This window comes from uncultured Sphingomonas sp. (assembly GCF_913778135.1).
In the GTDB taxonomy this organism is placed as follows: domain Bacteria; phylum Pseudomonadota; class Alphaproteobacteria; order Sphingomonadales; family Sphingomonadaceae; genus Sphingomonas.
Window position 1 is genome coordinate 1 of the sequence record NZ_CAJYVU010000101.1, and the last position, 16,191, is coordinate 16,191.

The following is a 16,191-nucleotide window of genomic DNA, read 5'->3' on the forward strand; positions in this document are numbered from 1 at the left end:
CCACCACCACCAAGCCTGCGGTCGGCAAGCCCACCGCCACCACTCGGACGACGACCAAGACCGCAGTCGCCGCCAACGGCCGCATGGTCACCACCAAGACCAGCACCGGCAAGACGATCACCTACAATTGCAGCAAGGCCGGCAACGCCAACAAGGCCGCCTGCAAGAAGTAACGCTCTATAGGCCCGCGCGCGTACGCGTGTGCGTACGCGCGCGTGACTTTCGGTACGGATGCCCCTAAACCCACTGGCATAGTTCCGTAACAATCCGAAAGCGTCACACCTTGGCCGACGAGACCACCCTCGCCGAACCCCCCGCCCATCCCGAGGGCATTTCGACGATCTCGATCGTCGACGAGATGAAGTCGAGCTACCTCGACTATGCGATGAGCGTCATCGTCGCCCGCGCGCTGCCCGACGTGCGCGACGGCCTGAAGCCGGTCCACCGCCGCATCCTGTTCTCCGCACAGGAAAGCGGCTTCTTCTTCAACCGGCCCTACCGCAAATCCGCCCGCATCGTCGGTGACGTGATCGGTAAATATCACCCGCACGGCGACACCGCGATCTACGACGCCTTGGCGCGCATGACGCAGGACTGGTCGATGCGGCTGCCGCTGATCGACGGTCAGGGCAACTTCGGCTCGATGGACCCCGATCCCCCCGCCGCGATGCGCTACACCGAGGCGCGGCTTGCCAAGGCGGCGAACTACCTGCTCGAGGACCTCGACAAGGACACGGTCGACTTCCAGCCGAACTACGACGGGTCGGAGCGTGAGCCGCAGGTGCTGCCCGCGCGCTTTCCCAACCTGCTCGTCAACGGCGCGGGCGGCATCGCGGTCGGCATGGCGACCAACATTCCGCCGCACAACCTGGGCGAAGTGATCGACGCGTGCTTCGCCTATCTCGACAACGGCGCGATCACAACCGAGGAACTGATGCAGATCGTTCCCGGTCCCGATTTCCCGACTGGCGCGATCATCCTCGGCCGTGCCGGCGCGCGCTCGGCCTATGAGACCGGTCGCGGCTCGATCATCGTCCGCTCACGCCACATGATCGAGGAGCGCGGCGGGCGCGAGGGTCGCCGCTCGATCGTGCTGACCTCGATTCCCTACCAGCAGGGCAAGAACGCGCTGGTCGAGAAGATCGCCGAGGCCGCTAAGGACAAGCGGATCGAGGGCGTCAGCGACATTCGCGACGAGTCGAACCGCGAAGGCGTGCGCATCGTCATCGACCTGAAGCGCGACGCGACGCCCGAGGTCGTGCTCAACCAGCTGTGGCGCCACACGCCGGCGCAGGGGTCGTTCGCCGCCAACATGCTCGCGATCCGTGGCGGTCGGCCCGAGCTGCTCAACCTGCGCGACATCATCGCCGCGTTCATCACCTTCCGCGAGCAGGTCATCACCCGCCGCTCGAAGTTCGAGCTCGCCAAGGCACGCGAGCGCGCGCACATCTTGCTCGGCCTCGTCATCGCGGTCACCAACCTCGACGAGATGGTGCGGATCATCCGCGGCTCGGCGAGCCCGGCGGAGGCGCGGCAGAAGCTGCTCGCGCGCGAGTGGCCGATCGCGGAGATCGCGCCTTACATCCGCCTGGTCGAGGCGACCGACGTTGAGGTCAGCGGTGACACCTACCGCCTGTCGGAAACGCAGGTCCGCGCGATCCTCGACCTGCGCCTCCACCGGCTGACCGCGCTCGGCCGCGACGAGATCGGCAACGAGCTGGAAGGGCTCGCGGCCTCGATCGCGGAGCTGCTCGCGATCCTGTCCGACCGCGTGAAGCTCTACGGCGTGCTGCGCGACGAGCTGCGCGAGGTGCGCGAGCTGTTCGCTACCCCGCGCCGGACCGAGATCGCCGCCGCCGCCGACGGGATCGAGGACGAGGACCTGATCGAGCGCGAGGAGATGGTCGTCACCGTCACGCTCGAAGGTTACATCAAGCGCACCCCGCTCGACGCGTTCCGCGCGCAGGCGCGCGGCGGCAAGGGCCGCGCCGGCATGGCGACCAAGGACGAGGACGTTGTCACCAAGCTGTTCGTCACCTCGACGCACACGCCGGTGCTGTTCTTCTCCACGCTCGGCCGCGTGTATCGCATGAAGGTGTGGCGCCTGCCCGAGGGTGGACCGGCGACGCGCGGTCGCCCCATGATTAACCTCCTGCCGCTGGAGGCAGGCGAGACGATTTCGACCGTGCTGCCACTGCCCGAGGACGAGGCCGACTGGGGCAAGCTGCACGTCATGTTCGCGACCGCGAAGGGCAGCGTGCGGCGCAATTCGATGGACGCGTTCACCAACGTGCCCTCGAACGGCAAGATCGCGATGAAGTTCGAAGGCGTTGATGCCGACGACCGGCTGATCGGCGTTGCGCTGCTCGACGAAGGCGACGACGTGCTGCTCGCCACGCGCCAGGGCAAGGCGATCCGCTTCGCCGCCGATGAAGTCCGCGAGTTCCAGAGCCGCAACTCGACCGGCGTGCGCGGGATTGCGCTGAAGGGTGACGATGCGGTCATCTCGCTCTCGGTACTCCACCGCGTCGACGCCTCGCCCGAGGAGCGCGAGCAATATCTGCGTAACGCCCCGTGGAAGGAGCGCGAGGGCGATCTCGACATGGAGCTGACCCTGTTCGAGCGGCTGCGCGGGTGCGAGGAGTTCATCCTCACCGTTTGCGCGAACGGTTATGGCAAGATTTCGTCCGCCTACGAGTATCGCCGGACCGGCCGCGGTGGTCAGGGCATCACCAACATCGACAACGTCAAGCGCAACGGACCCGTCGTTGCCAGCTTCCCCGCGACCAAGGCGGACCAGCTGATGCTCGTCACCGACCAGGCCAAGATGATCCGCATGCCGCTGACCAGCTTGCGCATTATCGGGCGCGGCTCGGCCGGCGTGCGGCTGTTCAACGTCGCCGACGACGAGCACGTCGTCTCCGCCGCGCGGATCGACGAGGAGCCAGAGCCCGAGGATGCGGCCGAGGCGATGGTCGCGGCCGAACTCGCCGACACGGTGGAAACCGCGCCAGCCGATGATGGTTCGATCGGTGACGATGCAGCCGCCGGACCGGAGGATGGCGAATGAGCGACAATCAGGACAGCAAGCCGCTCACCGCCTACAAGGTGCTGACCGCGGAGCAGATGGCGACGCTGGAGCGTGATGGCAGCTTCGCCGGCGCACCGGTTGATGTGGCAGACGGCTACATCCACCTCTCCACCGCCGACCAGCTGGCCGAGACGATCGACAGGCATTTCGCCGGGCAGAACGACCTTCACATCGTCGCGGTCGATCTCGCCGCCCACGGCGACAAGGTCCGGTGGGAGCCGTCGCGCGGCGGGCAGCTGTTCCCGCACCTCTACGCCCCGATGCTGCTTGAAACCGCGATCGCCTATTCGCCGCTCGCCCGCCACGACGACGGCAGCATCCGCTTGCCGATCGCAGGCTAGGCGTAGAGGTCGACCACCGCACGCCCCCCGCCTACCGCGCCCAACAACAGCGTGCGATGGCAGTGGCACGGGTCGCGCTCGTAACACAGCAAGGCACTCGGCATCTCGTCGGCGAGCGCGAGCATCTGCGTCGCCGCGACCTGCGCCTCGGGCAGATCCAGTTGCGCGTCGTACACCGCGGTCAAGGTCGCGACATCGCCCTTCTTCGCCGCGTCGCGCCCCGGCTTGGGCGTGCCGAGCGCCTTCAGATGAACATAGTCGATCCCCGCTTCCTTCAACGACGCGGCCAGTGTCGATTTGGAGAAGCCCGGCCGGCGCGATAGCGGCAGCGCGCGCACGTCGATCACCCGCTGCACGCCTGCACAATGCAGTGCGGCGATGAACGCCTCCATCGTCACGCCCTCGTAGCCGATGGTAAAGATCGTCATCGCGTCGCTCCCGTTAGCGTTTCTACGTCACCAACGACGACGCACCCGATGTAGGCGCACGACCGTGCGACGCGAGTGCTGCTCGGCTGGGCACGCTGGCATTGCTTTAATGCTTCGGTGTTACGAACCGTGTCCATGCGCCCGCTGCTCGCCACGATCGATCGCCCTGACCGCTTCCTGCTCGCGGCGATCTTCGCTCTGGCGCTGATTGTTCGCATCGGCTTCGCGCTCGCCATGCCCTACGACAGCGGCGACTGGGTGCTCTACCGCAACGTGGCGGAGAATATCTATCGCGGCTGCGGCGTCGCGGTGACGATCCCCGGCGTCGGCGACTGCGTACCCCATTTCGGTGGCAACCAGCTGCCGCTGTTCCCCGCCTTCGCCGCCGCGGTGTGGCACATGAGCAGGCACAGCAACGTCGCGATCCTGCTGACGCAAAGCCTGCTCTCGGCCGTGTCGATCGCCTATCTCGCTTACGCCGTCCGCCGCACCTTCACGCGCCCGGCGGCTTTGCTCGCGGGCGTCCTGCTCGCCTGTTCGCCCGTTGGCGCGATCTGCGCCGGCAATCTCGAGACCGAGTTGCTGACGCTCGCCGCCACGAACTGGGTGCTCGCCGAACTGCTGCTCAGCATCGAGGCGGATCGCTTGAGGACGTTGCCGCTTGCTGTCGCCCTCACCGTCGCGGTGTGGCTGCGGATGGATTCGGTGCTGCTGCTCGCTCCCGTCGCGCTCGTCGCCTGCGCGGTCGCCGCGCCTCCCCGGCTACGTCGCGCGATCACGTCGTGGAGCGTCGTCACCGCGATCGTCGCTGCCTCGTGTCTCGCCTGGTCGGTGCGCAACGTCGCGGTCGGCCTGCCCGCGCTGCCGCGACCGTGGGTCAAGACCGACGGCACCTATTGGGCACGCGGCTATACCGACTGGGTCACAACCTGGGTCGTCGGACAGCAGGAGCGCGGCGACGCGCTATACTACGATCCGCGCGACACGCGTCATTTCCGCCTGCCGGACACCGCCTACGCCCTGCTGGGCGAACGCAACGAAGTGGCACGGCTGATCACCCTTACCCGTGCGACATCCGGTACCGCCATTCCGCCTGCCGCCGATGCGGGTTTCGCCCGCCTCGCCCACGCTCGTGAGACGGCGCTTACATCCGTTGATCGCCTCCGCCGCTTCGCCGCCCGCACCCGTGCGCTCTCCGCCCGCTGGTTCTGGCCGTTCGCGCAGGGCGTGGGTGACGGGCGCGACCGCGTCAGCGTTACCGACCTGTACCGCTTCGCACTCACGATCGCTGTCCTGCTCGCCGCCGCGATAGGCACCCGCCGCACGCGCCTGTTCGCCGCCGCGAGCATGCTCTACGCCGTCGCCCGCGTGATCTTCTTCGCCGCGGGCGCGAATACCGAGCTTCGCTATCTCGTCGAACTCTCACCATTCTTCGAGCTCACCGCGGCGCTTATCGCGGCGGAACTGCTCGCCCGGCTAGCGCTCTCCCGTTCGAACCTTGCACGGCGCGCCGCCACGACATAATCACCGCCGCCGATGCAACGCTCGGACCACCGCCCCGGAACCCTGATCCCCGGCGGCGCGGTGTTCCCGCATCGCCACCTGACCGGGATCGACGGCCTCGAACAGCACGCGATCACCTTCCTGCTCGACGAGGCCGAGCAGTGGATCGAGGCCAACCGCGCGCCGACCAACGCGGACAAGCGGCTCGCTGGGCTGACGCAAATCAACGCCTTCTTCGAGAACTCGACCCGCACGCTGTTGAGCTTCGAGATTGCGGGCAAGCGGCTCGGCGCCGACGTCGTCAACATGCACGCGGCGCAATCGTCGGTGAAGAAGGGCGAGACGCTGATCGACACCGCGATGACGCTGAACGCGATGCGCGCCGACGTGATCGTCATTCGACACATGAGCTCGGGTGCGGTGCGGCTGATCGCGGACAAGGTCGACTGCCCGGTGCTGAACGCGGGCGACGGCCGGCACGAGCATCCGACGCAGGCGCTGCTCGACGCGCTCACCATCCGCCGCCGCCTGGGGAGCATCGCCAACAAGCGCGTCGTGATCTGCGGCGACCTGCTCCACAGCCGTGTCGCGCGCTCGAACATTCTCGCACTCACCGCGCTCGCCGCCGAGGTCCGCGTCTGCGCGCCGTCGACGCTGATGCCGCCCGAGATCGAGCGGATGGGCGTCACCGCCTTCACCGACTTCGACCAGGCGATCGCACACGCCGACGTGGTGATGATGCTGCGGCTGCAGACCGAACGGATGTCGGGCGGCTACGTCCCCTCGATGCGCGAATATCACCTGCGCTACGGCCTGACGATGGAGCGGCTGGAGCGATACGCTCCCGACGCGCTCGTCATGCATCCCGGCCCGATGAACCGCGGGGTCGAGATCGACTCGGCGGTGGCCGACCATGTCGAACGCTCCGCGATCACCGAACAGGTCGCGATGGGCGTGGCGGTACGCATGGCGTGCCTCGACGTACTGACCAGACGATCGCGGAATGTAGAGGGTTGGGCATGACCGCGCTCCACCTCGTCAACGCGCGCACCATCTGCCCGGTCGCGGGTGAAGGACGCGGCGACCTGCTGATCGTCGACGGCGTCATCGCCGACGGCATCGCGCCCGACGATGCCGCTCGCGTCGATTGCGGTGGCAAGCTGGTATTGCCCGGTATCGTCGACCTCGGTGTCGCCACGATCGACCGTGCGGCGTTCCGCGCCGGCGGGATCACGCGCGTCGCGCTGATGCCCGATCAGACACCGGTGCTCGACGAGCCCGGCATCGTGCAGCGTTCCGCACTGATCGGCCGGCCGGACCTGTGGATCCACCCGATCGCCGCCGCGACGCGCGGGCTAGAGGGGGCTGACTTGGCCGAGATGGCGATCTGCGCCTCCGCCGGCGCGCGCGCGGTCGGCACCGGGCGCGGGTGGATTGCCGACACGGGCGTCATGCACCGAGTGCTGACCTACGCGCGCGACCTCGACCTCGTCCTCGTCTCGCATGCCGAGGATGGCGGCCTCACCGCCGGCGCGGTCGCCACCGCCGGCGAGACCGCGACCCGCCTCGGCCTGCCCGCCGCACCCTCGCTCGCCGAGCCGCTCGCGATCGCACGCGACCTCATGCTGGCGGAGGAAACGGGTGCGCGGCTGCACCTGCGTCAGGTCACTACCGCGGCGGGGTTCGCGCTCGTCCGTGCGGCCAAGGCGCGCGGGGTGCGCGTGACCTGCGGGATAACGCCCGCGCACCTGCTGCTGTCCGACAATGCGATGAGCGACTTTCGTACCTTCGCGCATCTGTCGCCGCCGCTCCGCAGCGAGGACGACCGCAAGGCCGCGATCGCCGCGCTTGCCGATGGCACGATCGACGTATTGTGCTCGGGCCATGACCCGCACGGACCGGAAGAGAAGCGCCTCCCCTTCGCCGACTCGACCGCTGGCGCGGCGGGCGCGGTGACGTTGCTGCCGCTCGCACTCGGGCTGGCGCGTGACGGCGTGATCGACCTGCCGCGACTGGCGCAGCTGCTCGCCCACGCACCCGCGCGATTGCTGGGGATTGAGGCGGGAACGCTCGTGCCCGGCATGCCGGGCGACGTCATTCTGGTCGATCCGAACGCGCCGTGGCAGATCGACGCCGATACGACGCCGGGCGTCGCGGGCAATACGCCGTTCGACGGTCTACCCGTGCAGGGTCGCGTGCTGCGCGTCTGGAAAGGCGGGCGCGAACTCTAGCGCCCGCGAGTCGGAGTCACCTCAGCGCGAGGCGACCTGCACGCCCTTCGCGCCCTTCACCCAGGCGGCGACCTGATCGCCAGCCTGCTGCCGCACGAAGCAGCGACCGCCCTTGATGCGGTAGCCGCGGCACATGCGATCGGCATCGGCGCGTGCGAAGCCGCCGACCGAAAGGCGATAATAGTTCGCTCCCTTGACCGAGGCCGACATGCCCGCCGGGCTCAGCCCCGCAAAGGTCGGGTAGCGACGCGACGCGCGCGTCCAACCGTCACGCGCCACGGCGGCATTCTCGTACGCGCCCAACTGAACGTACCAGTGACCCGGCGCGGGCGCTTTTGCGGCAACCTTCTCGGCGGGTGGCTTGGACACGGGCTCGGCGCCGCGGACCTTGTAGGCACCCTGCGGCTTGATCAGGCTGGCAAGCCGCACCGGCTCCGGCTTCGCCTCACGCGGCGCTACTTCGATCTCGTCGATCGCGGGCTGCGGTGCGGTGGCCGCGACCTGCTTCGGCGCTGCCTCAGGCGGACCCGGCATATAGTTTTCGACCGAGTCGGCTGCGGCGCGCTGCGTCGGGGCGACCGCGGCGTTGAGCGCGATCGCGACCGGCTGTCCGGGGTCGGCCGCCGGCGTGATGCCGAGCAGGCTCGCCACCTGCGCCGCCGACGAGGTCGGGTGCGCGAACGCCGCCCATTCGATCATCCGCATGTCGGCCTCCGCCGGGTTCATATCGTACCCGATCAGCGTGCGTGCATCCTGCCAGCGCCCGCCGAGCGCGAGCGCGAGCGCGAGGTTCTGCCGCGTCTTGGCATCGGCACCGGGCGCGCGCGCCGCTGCGGTCAGCACTTCGATCCCCGCATTCGGATCACCCGCCAGCGCGATGGCGAGACCACGGTCGACCGGCGCGATCACGTTGGCGTGGCCGTCCAGCATCTGCCGCGCGGCGTCCCACTGCCCCAGCGCCGTCTGTGCAAGCGCGAGGTTCAGCGCCGCCTTCGCATTCGCGGGTTGCAGCGACAGCACGTCGCCGTAGGTCGCGCGCGCCGAGTCGAACCGGCCGGCACGCAGATACGCATTGCCCAGGATCATGCGATATCCCGCATCGCCCGGGCTGTTCGCCACCGCCGCCTCGGCGAAGCGAACCGCCTTGTCCCACTTCTGCTTGCCCAGCATCGCCGATGCCTTGCGCGCGTAGCCCGCCGCCTTTTTCGGATCGCTGCGCTGCGTGGCAACGGCCGGGTCGATCGACTGTACGACCATCACGCCGCCGCTGCCCAGCAGCAGCGCCGACAGGCCGATGCCTACCAGCTTCTTTGCCGAGCACCTGTTTGCAGAAAGCGTCACCATCGTCGTCCCCACCGCTTCGTCGCCGACACGTGCCCCCGCTAAGGAGCGTGCGTAGCTGAATGCCGGCGGGCGGCGTGCCGAGAGCGCGAACGCCCGCCTGTGTCGAAACGGGAATGGCAGAGGCTGCTCAACATACCGTTAACGCCTATGCCGCGTGGTTAAGCCACTTTCACCAACGCGCCACCTCGGGCATGAAGCGATAACGGTTTTGGGGCGGGAACGGCGATGAAGACGCGTTTGGTGGTGCTGGCAGCGGCGATGATGGCGGCGACGCCCGCGCTCGCGGACGTGAAGGCGGGCGTGGAGGCGTGGAGCCGTGGCGACTATCCCGCCGCCGTCGCGCAGTGGCGCGCCCCTGCCGCCGCGGGCGACGCCGACGCGCAGTTCAACCTCGGCCAGGCATACAAATTAGGGCGCGGCGTGCCCGCCGATCAGGCACAGGCGACCGAACTCTACCGCAAGGCCGCGGCGCAGGGGCATCCACAGGCGACCGACAATTACGCGCTCGCGCTGTTCCAGTCGGGCAAGAAGGCCGACGCGCTGCCCTGGCTGGAAAAGTCGGTGGCGCGCGACGAGAAGCGCACCGAGCTCGTGCTCGGCACCATGCTGTTCAACGGCGACGGCGTTCCGCGCGACTGGACCCGCGCCTACGCGCTCGTCACCCGATCGTCGCAGCAGGGTCTGCCGCAAGGATCGCAGACGCTGGCGCAGATGGACAAATACATCCCCGAGGATCAGCGCCGACAGGGCGCCGCGCTGGCGCAGCAGATCGAGACGCGCGGCCGTGCGGCGAACACCGCTCCCTCGACTGCGCTCGCGGCGGCGGAGCCGGGCACCCGCTCGCAGCCCGTGCCATATCGCACGACCACGCCGCCCGCCCGCGCCGGTGCTTCCTACGCGCAGCCCGGTCGACCCGAGCGGATGGAGCAACCCCGGCAACGCGCGCAGACCGAGCGCCCCGCGCCCGTGACGCCAGCACGCACCGCCGCGGCAAAGCCGGCGCCGGAACGCGCCGCACCGGAACGGGCCGCACCCGCGAAGGCGAGCGGCGGCGCCTACCGCATCCAGCTCGGCGCCTTCGCCAACGATGCGAACGCGCGAAGCCTGTGGTCGCGCGTCGGCAGCCGCGTCGGCGGGACGGCCAGCTTCGCGCGCAGCGGCGGCATCACCCGGCTCCAGGCGAGCGGCTTTGCCAGCAAGGCGGAAGCGCAACGTGCCTGCTCGCGTGCCGGCAGCGGCTGCGTGGTGCTGCCGCGCTGATCGTGTTGCGTGAAGGATGATCGGTCGCACCGGCACTTCGGTGCTGGGTGACCTCGCCGACGCGCTGCGCTTCGCCGCACCAACGCGGCTTCTCGCCGCTTTGGACCGGGAGCAGACTGTCCTACTGCTCGCCCGTTGCGCATCGATGATTCCGGTCGCACGCCCGCGCACCTGCATCGGCGTGTGACCTTTGTGACTTTCCGGCGGCTTGGCGGCGGCGGCGCTTAGGCCTAGAACCGTCGGCAAAGGAGCCGTTCGCATGACCGCCACCCTCGCCACCCGCACCGACTGGAGCGCACTCGGCGCCGAACAACTCGCCGACACGATCGCACTGCGCCGCGCGATCCACGCCGAACCCGAGGTCGGGCTGCACTGTCCGCGCACCACCGAGAAGGCGAAGGCCGCGCTCGCCGGCCTGCCGCTCGAGATCCACGACAGCACGTCGACCACCGGCTTCATCGCGATCCTGCGCGGTGGTCGCGCCGGCGGCGCGGGATCGAACGGCCGCACCGTCCTGCTGCGCGGCGACATGGACGCGCTGCCGATGACGGAGGAAACCGGGCTCCCCTTCGCTTCGACCATTCCCGGTGCGATGCACGCCTGCGGCCACGACGCGCACACCGCGATGCTCGCCGGCGCTGCCAAGGCATTGTGCGCCCGCCGCGACGAACTGTCGGGTACGATCGTGTTCATGTTTCAGCCGGGCGAAGAGGGTCATCACGGCGCGCGCTGGATGATCGAGGACGGCCTGCTCGACGTCGCCCGGCCGGAAGCGGCGTTCGCGCTCCACATTTCACCCAACGCGCCCGCCGGCGTGTTCGTCAGCCGCGAAGGCGCGCTGCTCGCCTCGACCGACACCGTGCTGGCGACGATCAAGGGCCGCGGTGGTCACGCCGCGATGCCGCACGAGTGCGTCGATCCGATCCCGGTCGCCTGCGCGATCGTCACGGCGCTCCAGACCCATGTCGCGCGCCGCGTGCCCGTCGCCGACCCTGCGGTGCTGACGATCACGCAGATCCATGCCGGCTCGTCGCACAACATCATTCCGTCAGAGGTCAAGCTGATGGGCACGCTGCGCACGCTGTCGCCCTCCACGCGCGAGGCGATGCGCGCCGCGTTCCGCCAGATCTGCGAGAATATTTCGGCCGCGCACGATTGCACCGCAGAGGTGAGCATCGACGAGGGCTATCCGGTCACGATGAACGACCCGCGCGCGACCGGGCTGATGCGCGGCCTCGCGACCGAGATCAGCGGTGAGCACGGCTGGTCGGTGATGCCTGCGCCGATGATGGGCGGTGAGGACTTCTCCTACGTGCTGCGCGAGGTGCCGGGCGCGATGGCCTTCATAGGCGTCGCACCCGAAGGTACCGATCCGCGCACCAACCCGCCGCTTCATAACACCCGCATGACGATCGAGGAGTCGGTCATGGCGAAGGGAATCGCGATGCACTGCGCGATCGCCGAGCGGTTCCTGGAGAACGGTCTGGACTGAGACGATCCTCATGGACAGCAACTCTGCGGTAGCGCGGCTGCGCGCCGCCACACGCGCCTCGCATGACGCGGTCGATGCGGCTTTCGGCGGCTATGATCTGTCGAACTGCGACGACTATCGTCGCTTCCTCGTCGCGCACGCCCGCGCGCTGCCCGTGGCCGAGCAGGCGCTGGGCGCACTCGCGTTCGCCCGCACGCTGCCGCCGCGCGCGCCGCTACTGGAGCACGACCTCGCCGATCTGGGCGAACAGATGCCGGCGTCGTTGTCGTTCGCGTGCGCCGACGAAGCCGCGCTATGGGGCGCGCTCTACGTGGTCGAGGGTTCGCGGCTCGGTGGCGTCATGCTGGCCCGGTCGGTCGGCTCCGACCTGCCGCACCGCTACCTCGCCGCTGCGCACGGACCCGGCCAGTGGCGCGCGATCCGCGATGCGATCGACGCCGCCGGCCGCGATGCCTCGACCGAATGGTACGACGCGTTGCTCAACGGCGCGGCAGCGACCTTTGACCTCTACGCGCAGGCCGCACGACTGAGTGAACCCGCGCTCGCCCCGGTCTGAGCGGCCGAACCTCAGTCCTCTTCGATCGGCGCGGTCAGCACTGCGCGTAAGCCGGGCTGGTTATCCTGATACTCGACCTCACCGCCGATCCGCTGCACCACCGCGCTCATCATCCGGCTGCCGAAACCGACATTGTCGCCCTGCTTGCCGCGCCCATGATCCGCGACGATCAGCCGCAGCTTGTTGCGATGCTGCTCCAGCACGAGCTCGATCGGGCCGGGCTGGTCGGGCGAGTAAGCGTATTTGGTCGCGTTGGTGATCAGCTCGGCCGCGATCAGCCCGACGTTCACCGCGCGATCGGTCGGGATCAGCACCGGCGCCAACTCCGCCGACAGCCGGTTGCCCCAGTCGCGCCCCAGCGACGTGCGCATGTCGTCGAGCAATTCGGTCAGGTAGCGCGACAGGTCGATGGTCGCGATCTGGTCGTCGCGGTAAAGCCGGCGGTGGACCAGCGCCACGGCGGACAGCCGCGAGCGCGCTTCCTGCAACTGGTCCGCCACCTCGCCTGGCCCGGCGGCACGTGCCTGCAACATCAGGAACGACGCAACGAGCTGCAGGCTGTTCTGCACGCGGTGATCGACCTCGCGCATCAAAAGGTCCTTTTGCGCCAGCGCAGCGTCCTTGTCCGCGTTCGCGCGGCTCAGGTCGGCGTTGACGCGGCGCAACTCGCCCAGCAGTCCCGCCTCGCGCAGCATGCGTCGCAACCGCTGTGCGGCATCGACCTGTTCGAGCGTCCAGCGGCGCGCCCGGCCCCGAACCGTCTGCGTCCAGGTCTCGAACGAGGAGCGCGGCGTCAGCGTGGCATTCGGATCGTGCCGGACCGCCTTGTGCGGGTTACCCGCCCATTCGACCTCTTCGACCTCCTCGGCGCGCAACCACAAAAGCGTCAGCCGCTCCTGCGGCAAGCTGATCGCCAGCACGCCCGCGAACGGCGACAATCCCGCTGCATCGCTCCACTCCGCCCCGAGTTCGCGCGTCGAGAACACGCCTGCATCCTCGCGTCGGCCAAGCCATGTGGCGAGCGTTCGCACCTTGTCGTCGGTCGGGCAGAAACCGGTCGTCTCCAGCTTCTCGCCGACGATCGCGAAGCCGTCCGCACCCATCATCCGGCGCAGGTCCTCGCGCCGGCGCGCGAGCACGCGATCGAGCCGCTCGTCACTGAACAGCGCGGGAAGCAGCGTGTCTTCCTCGGTCCTGAGCGCCAGCCGTTCGCGGTAGTTCTCGGCCTCTTCCTTGGCGGTGATCTGCCGCGACAGCCCTCCCGCCAGCGCCGCTGCCACCGTGCGCACGTCGCGCGACAGCCGCTTTGGCGCGTGGTGATGACACGCGATCAGCCCCCACAGCATACCGTCCTTGACGATGGAGATCGACGCCGACGCGCCCACCCCCATGTTCTGCAGGTACTGCATGTGGATCGGCGACACGCTGCGGATCGCGACGTCGCTCAGATCGACGCCCGCGAAAGCAGCGGGGCGGATCGGCTGCGGATCATACTCGACGGTCGGGATGACGCGCGTACGGTTGCGGACATAGAGCGCGCGTGCCTGACGCGGAATGTCGCTGGCAGGGAAATGGTGATTGAGGAACGTGTCGAGCGAGGGGTCGCGATCCTCGGCCACGACATATCCCGCCTCGTCGTCGAGGAAGCGGTACACCATCACCCGGTCGAAGCCGGTCAGGGTGCGAAAGGCGATCGCCGCGCGCTCGCACAATGCCTTGAGCGATGCCGTCCGCTCGAACCCGCTCGCCGTCGCGTCGAGCCAGCCGAGCGTTTCCGCAGCCCCGCGGGCATGCTCGTCCACCGGCTCAAGCTCGGCGAGCAGATACGCACCCGAGCGATGGAAGGCGAGATCGTGGCCATGCACCACACCGCCGATCACGGTACCGCCGGGTCCCGCCACCGCACGCTCCAGCACCGCGGTAACATCGATGCCGAGCACGTCGGACAGGGTAAGGCCGAGCCAGTCGGGCGACAGAACGCCCTCGATGTTGCCGGCCCCTGCAACGATCGTCAGCGTCTGCGGCTCGGCGATCAGCAGCAAACCGTGCGGCTGTACCGCGCCGGGGATGTGGATCGGCTCGCGATCGCACGTGGTCAGGTCCAGCTGGGCCGCTACCCCCACCTCCCGCGCCGCCAATCCATCGCCTGCCAAACGCCACTCCTGCACACGTTATGTTCTTGCTCTAGAACAGAATGGCGAGCGGCCGCTAGTGCCCGCGCGCGATGGCGGACCCGTTATGGGAATGCCAAGCCGGACCGGAACTCAGTCTTGCTTATACGACCTCCTGATCTGTTGGTCACACGAGCTCGCGTTCGCCAACGTCATCTCTGCAAGAACACCATAACTTTTGTTGTGCAGGATCAGCGATCGCCCTACGCTGCCGAACGTAAAGACGGAGGACGGCGTGGGGCGACCACCATTGCACGGCATTCGCGTGATCGAATTCGCGGGCATCGGCCCGGGACCGTTCGCAGGCATGATGCTGGCCGACCATGGTGCGGAGGTGATCCGCATCGATCGCGTGAGAGATGGTTCGGCCACGCTCGACGCCTTCGATCCACTGCTACGCAGCCGCACGTCGCTGTCGCTCGACCTGAAAGATCCTAGCGCGATTGCGGCGGTACGGCGGATTGTGCGGGATGCCGATGCGATGATCGAGGGCTTTCGGCCCGGTGTGATGGAGCGGCTCGGCCTCGGGCCCGAGGTGTTGCTCGGTGACAATCCGAGGCTCGTCTACGGCCGCATGACCGGCTGGGGACAGACCGGCCCGCGCGCGCATGAGCCCGGCCACGACATCAACTATATCGCGCTTTCAGGCGTGTTGCACGCACTTGGCCGCGCGGGCGAGAAGCCGACGCCGCCGATTAATCTGGCGGGCGACTTTGGCGGCGGCGCGATGTTTCTCGTCTTCGGCATGCTCGCCGCGCTGCTTCACGCGCAGCGCACCGGCGAGGGACAGGTGGTCGATGCGGCGATGACCGAAGGCTCGTCGCTGCTGATGTCGATGATGTGGGGGTTTCGCAAGCTGGGCCGCTGGCGCGACGAGCGCGGTACCAACCTGCTCGACACCGCGGCGCACTTCTACGACACTTATGAGACTCGTGACGGCAAGTACGTCTCTCTCGGCGCGATCGAACCGCAATTCTACGCCGAGTTTCGCCGCGTCCTCGCGCTCGACGGCGCGCGCTGGGATCGGCAGATGGACCCGCGCGTCTGGCCCGACTTGAAGCAGGAACTCACCGCGCTGTTCCGCACCCGCACCCGCGACGAGTGGGTCGCACTGTTCGACGGTCACGACATCTGCTTTGCCCCCGTGCTCGGCTTCGATGAGGCGCGCGCCGACGCGCACAATGTCGCGCGCGGCGCCTTCGTCGAGGCAGGCGGCGTCCCGCAACCCGCTCCTGCCCCGCGCTACTCGGTCAGCGAGACCGTCACACCGAAGATGGCCGCGGCGCGCGATGATCGCGCCGTGCTGCGCAGCCTGGGCTTCGGAGATGACGAGATTGCCGCACTAGGCCATTAATCGCCGAGGCGATCCCTGGATCTGCCGCGCACGTTCCCGCTCGCGGCAGGCCCGTTTGCGATCAGGCCACCACGACCGGCTTGCGCGCGAAGACGCCGTACGCGGCAATGACGAGGTAGCACAGGGCCGGCAGGATCAGCGCGAATTGCAGGCTGCCGCTCGTGTCGGCGAGTTGCCCGGTCAGATAGGGTACGATCGCGCCGCCGACGATCGCGGTCGCGATGACGCCCGACCCTTCCGCGGCGCGCTTACCAAGTCCTTCGCTCGCCAGGCTGAAGATCGTTGGGAACATAATCGAATTGACCAGCCCGATCGCCAGCAGCGACCAGCCCGCGATCGCGCCCTGCGCGTTGGCGGAGATCAGGATCAGCGTGATCGCGCCTGCCGCCACCGCCGCCAGCACCTTGCCCGGCGACACCT

13 protein-coding genes and 1 pseudogene are annotated in these 16,191 nt (G+C 68.6%); 10 read left to right on the forward strand and 4 right to left on the reverse strand.

Annotated elements, in window-relative coordinates; genetic code table 11:
* Nucleotides 1-283 precede the first annotated feature (283 nt).
* Nucleotides 284-3,070, forward strand: a complete 2,787-nt coding sequence (gene gyrA, locus QZ847_RS09510; protein ID WP_294355960.1) for a DNA gyrase subunit A — start codon at nucleotides 284-286, stop codon at nucleotides 3,068-3,070.
* Nucleotides 3,067-3,432, forward strand: a complete 366-nt coding sequence (locus QZ847_RS09515; RefSeq protein WP_294355963.1) for a DUF952 domain-containing protein — start codon at nucleotides 3,067-3,069, stop codon at nucleotides 3,430-3,432. The genes gyrA and QZ847_RS09515 overlap by 4 nt, the downstream gene beginning before the upstream one ends.
* Here QZ847_RS09515 and QZ847_RS09520 read toward each other — a convergent pair.
* Nucleotides 3,429-3,860 carry a DUF488 family protein gene (locus QZ847_RS09520; RefSeq protein ID WP_294355964.1) on the reverse strand — a complete coding sequence of 144 codons (432 nt, stop codon included), beginning with the start codon at nucleotides 3,858-3,860 and terminating at the stop codon, nucleotides 3,429-3,431. The two genes, QZ847_RS09515 and QZ847_RS09520, sit on opposite strands and share 4 nt — an antisense overlap.
* Nucleotides 3,861-3,995: 135 nt before the next feature.
* Here QZ847_RS09520 and QZ847_RS09525 point away from each other — a divergent pair, with 135 nt between their 5' ends.
* Genes QZ847_RS09525 through QZ847_RS09535 form a run of 3 tightly spaced genes read left to right on the forward strand, consistent with a single transcriptional unit; the run spans nucleotide 3,996 to nucleotide 7,594 of the window.
* A complete protein-coding gene (locus QZ847_RS09525) occupies nucleotides 3,996-5,384 on the forward strand; it encodes a glycosyltransferase family 39 protein (protein ID WP_294355967.1) in 1,389 nt (462 codons plus the stop codon).
* A 12-nt stretch (nucleotides 5,385-5,396) separates the two neighbouring features.
* Nucleotides 5,397-6,386 (forward strand): aspartate carbamoyltransferase catalytic subunit, encoded by a 990-nt coding sequence (locus tag QZ847_RS09530; protein ID WP_294355970.1) that lies wholly within the window; start codon nucleotides 5,397-5,399, stop codon nucleotides 6,384-6,386.
* Nucleotides 6,383-7,594, forward strand: coding sequence for a dihydroorotase (locus QZ847_RS09535; RefSeq protein WP_294355972.1), 1,212 nt, complete (start codon nucleotides 6,383-6,385; stop codon nucleotides 7,592-7,594). Before QZ847_RS09530 ends, QZ847_RS09535 begins: the two co-directional genes overlap by 4 nt.
* A 21-nt stretch (nucleotides 7,595-7,615) precedes the next feature.
* Here QZ847_RS09535 and QZ847_RS09540 read toward each other — a convergent pair whose 3' ends face one another.
* A complete protein-coding gene (locus tag QZ847_RS09540; RefSeq protein WP_294355974.1) occupies nucleotides 7,616-8,938 on the reverse strand; it encodes a tetratricopeptide repeat protein in 1,323 nt (440 codons plus the stop codon).
* Between the two features lie 225 nt (nucleotides 8,939-9,163).
* Here QZ847_RS09540 and QZ847_RS09545 point away from each other — a divergent pair, with 225 nt between their 5' ends.
* From QZ847_RS09545 to QZ847_RS09560, 4 genes are all read left to right on the forward strand, one after another.
* Complete coding sequence (locus QZ847_RS09545; RefSeq protein ID WP_294355976.1) at nucleotides 9,164-10,198, forward strand: SPOR domain-containing protein; 1,035 nt, start codon at nucleotides 9,164-9,166, stop codon at nucleotides 10,196-10,198.
* A 16-nt stretch (nucleotides 10,199-10,214) separates the two neighbouring features.
* Nucleotides 10,215-10,385 carry a hypothetical protein gene (locus QZ847_RS09550; protein ID WP_294355978.1) on the forward strand — a complete coding sequence of 57 codons (171 nt, stop codon included), beginning with the start codon at nucleotides 10,215-10,217 and terminating at the stop codon, nucleotides 10,383-10,385.
* A 72-nt stretch (nucleotides 10,386-10,457) separates the two neighbouring features.
* Nucleotides 10,458-11,690 (forward strand): M20 family metallopeptidase, encoded by a 1,233-nt coding sequence (locus tag QZ847_RS09555; RefSeq protein ID WP_294355980.1) that lies wholly within the window; start codon nucleotides 10,458-10,460, stop codon nucleotides 11,688-11,690.
* Nucleotides 11,691-11,700: 10 nt separating this feature from the next.
* Entirely contained in the window at nucleotides 11,701-12,246 is a 546-nt protein-coding gene (locus QZ847_RS09560; protein WP_294355983.1) for a biliverdin-producing heme oxygenase, read from the forward strand.
* A gap of 11 nt (nucleotides 12,247-12,257) precedes the next feature.
* On the opposite strand, the gene QZ847_RS09565 is transcribed toward QZ847_RS09560, so the two are convergent.
* Entirely contained in the window at nucleotides 12,258-14,369 is a 2,112-nt protein-coding gene (locus tag QZ847_RS09565) for a histidine kinase dimerization/phosphoacceptor domain -containing protein (protein ID WP_294355984.1), read from the reverse strand.
* 283 nt (nucleotides 14,370-14,652) lie between these two features.
* On the opposite strand from QZ847_RS09565, the gene QZ847_RS09570 reads away from it, so the two are divergent.
* Nucleotides 14,653-15,771, forward strand: a complete 1,119-nt coding sequence (locus tag QZ847_RS09570) for a CaiB/BaiF CoA-transferase family protein (RefSeq protein WP_294355985.1) — start codon at nucleotides 14,653-14,655, stop codon at nucleotides 15,769-15,771.
* Nucleotides 15,772-15,832: 61 nt separating this feature from the next.
* On the opposite strand, the pseudogene QZ847_RS09575 reads toward QZ847_RS09570, so the two are convergent.
* Nucleotides 15,833-16,191 (reverse strand): annotated as a pseudogene (locus QZ847_RS09575) (glucose/galactose MFS transporter); the annotation flags it as partial.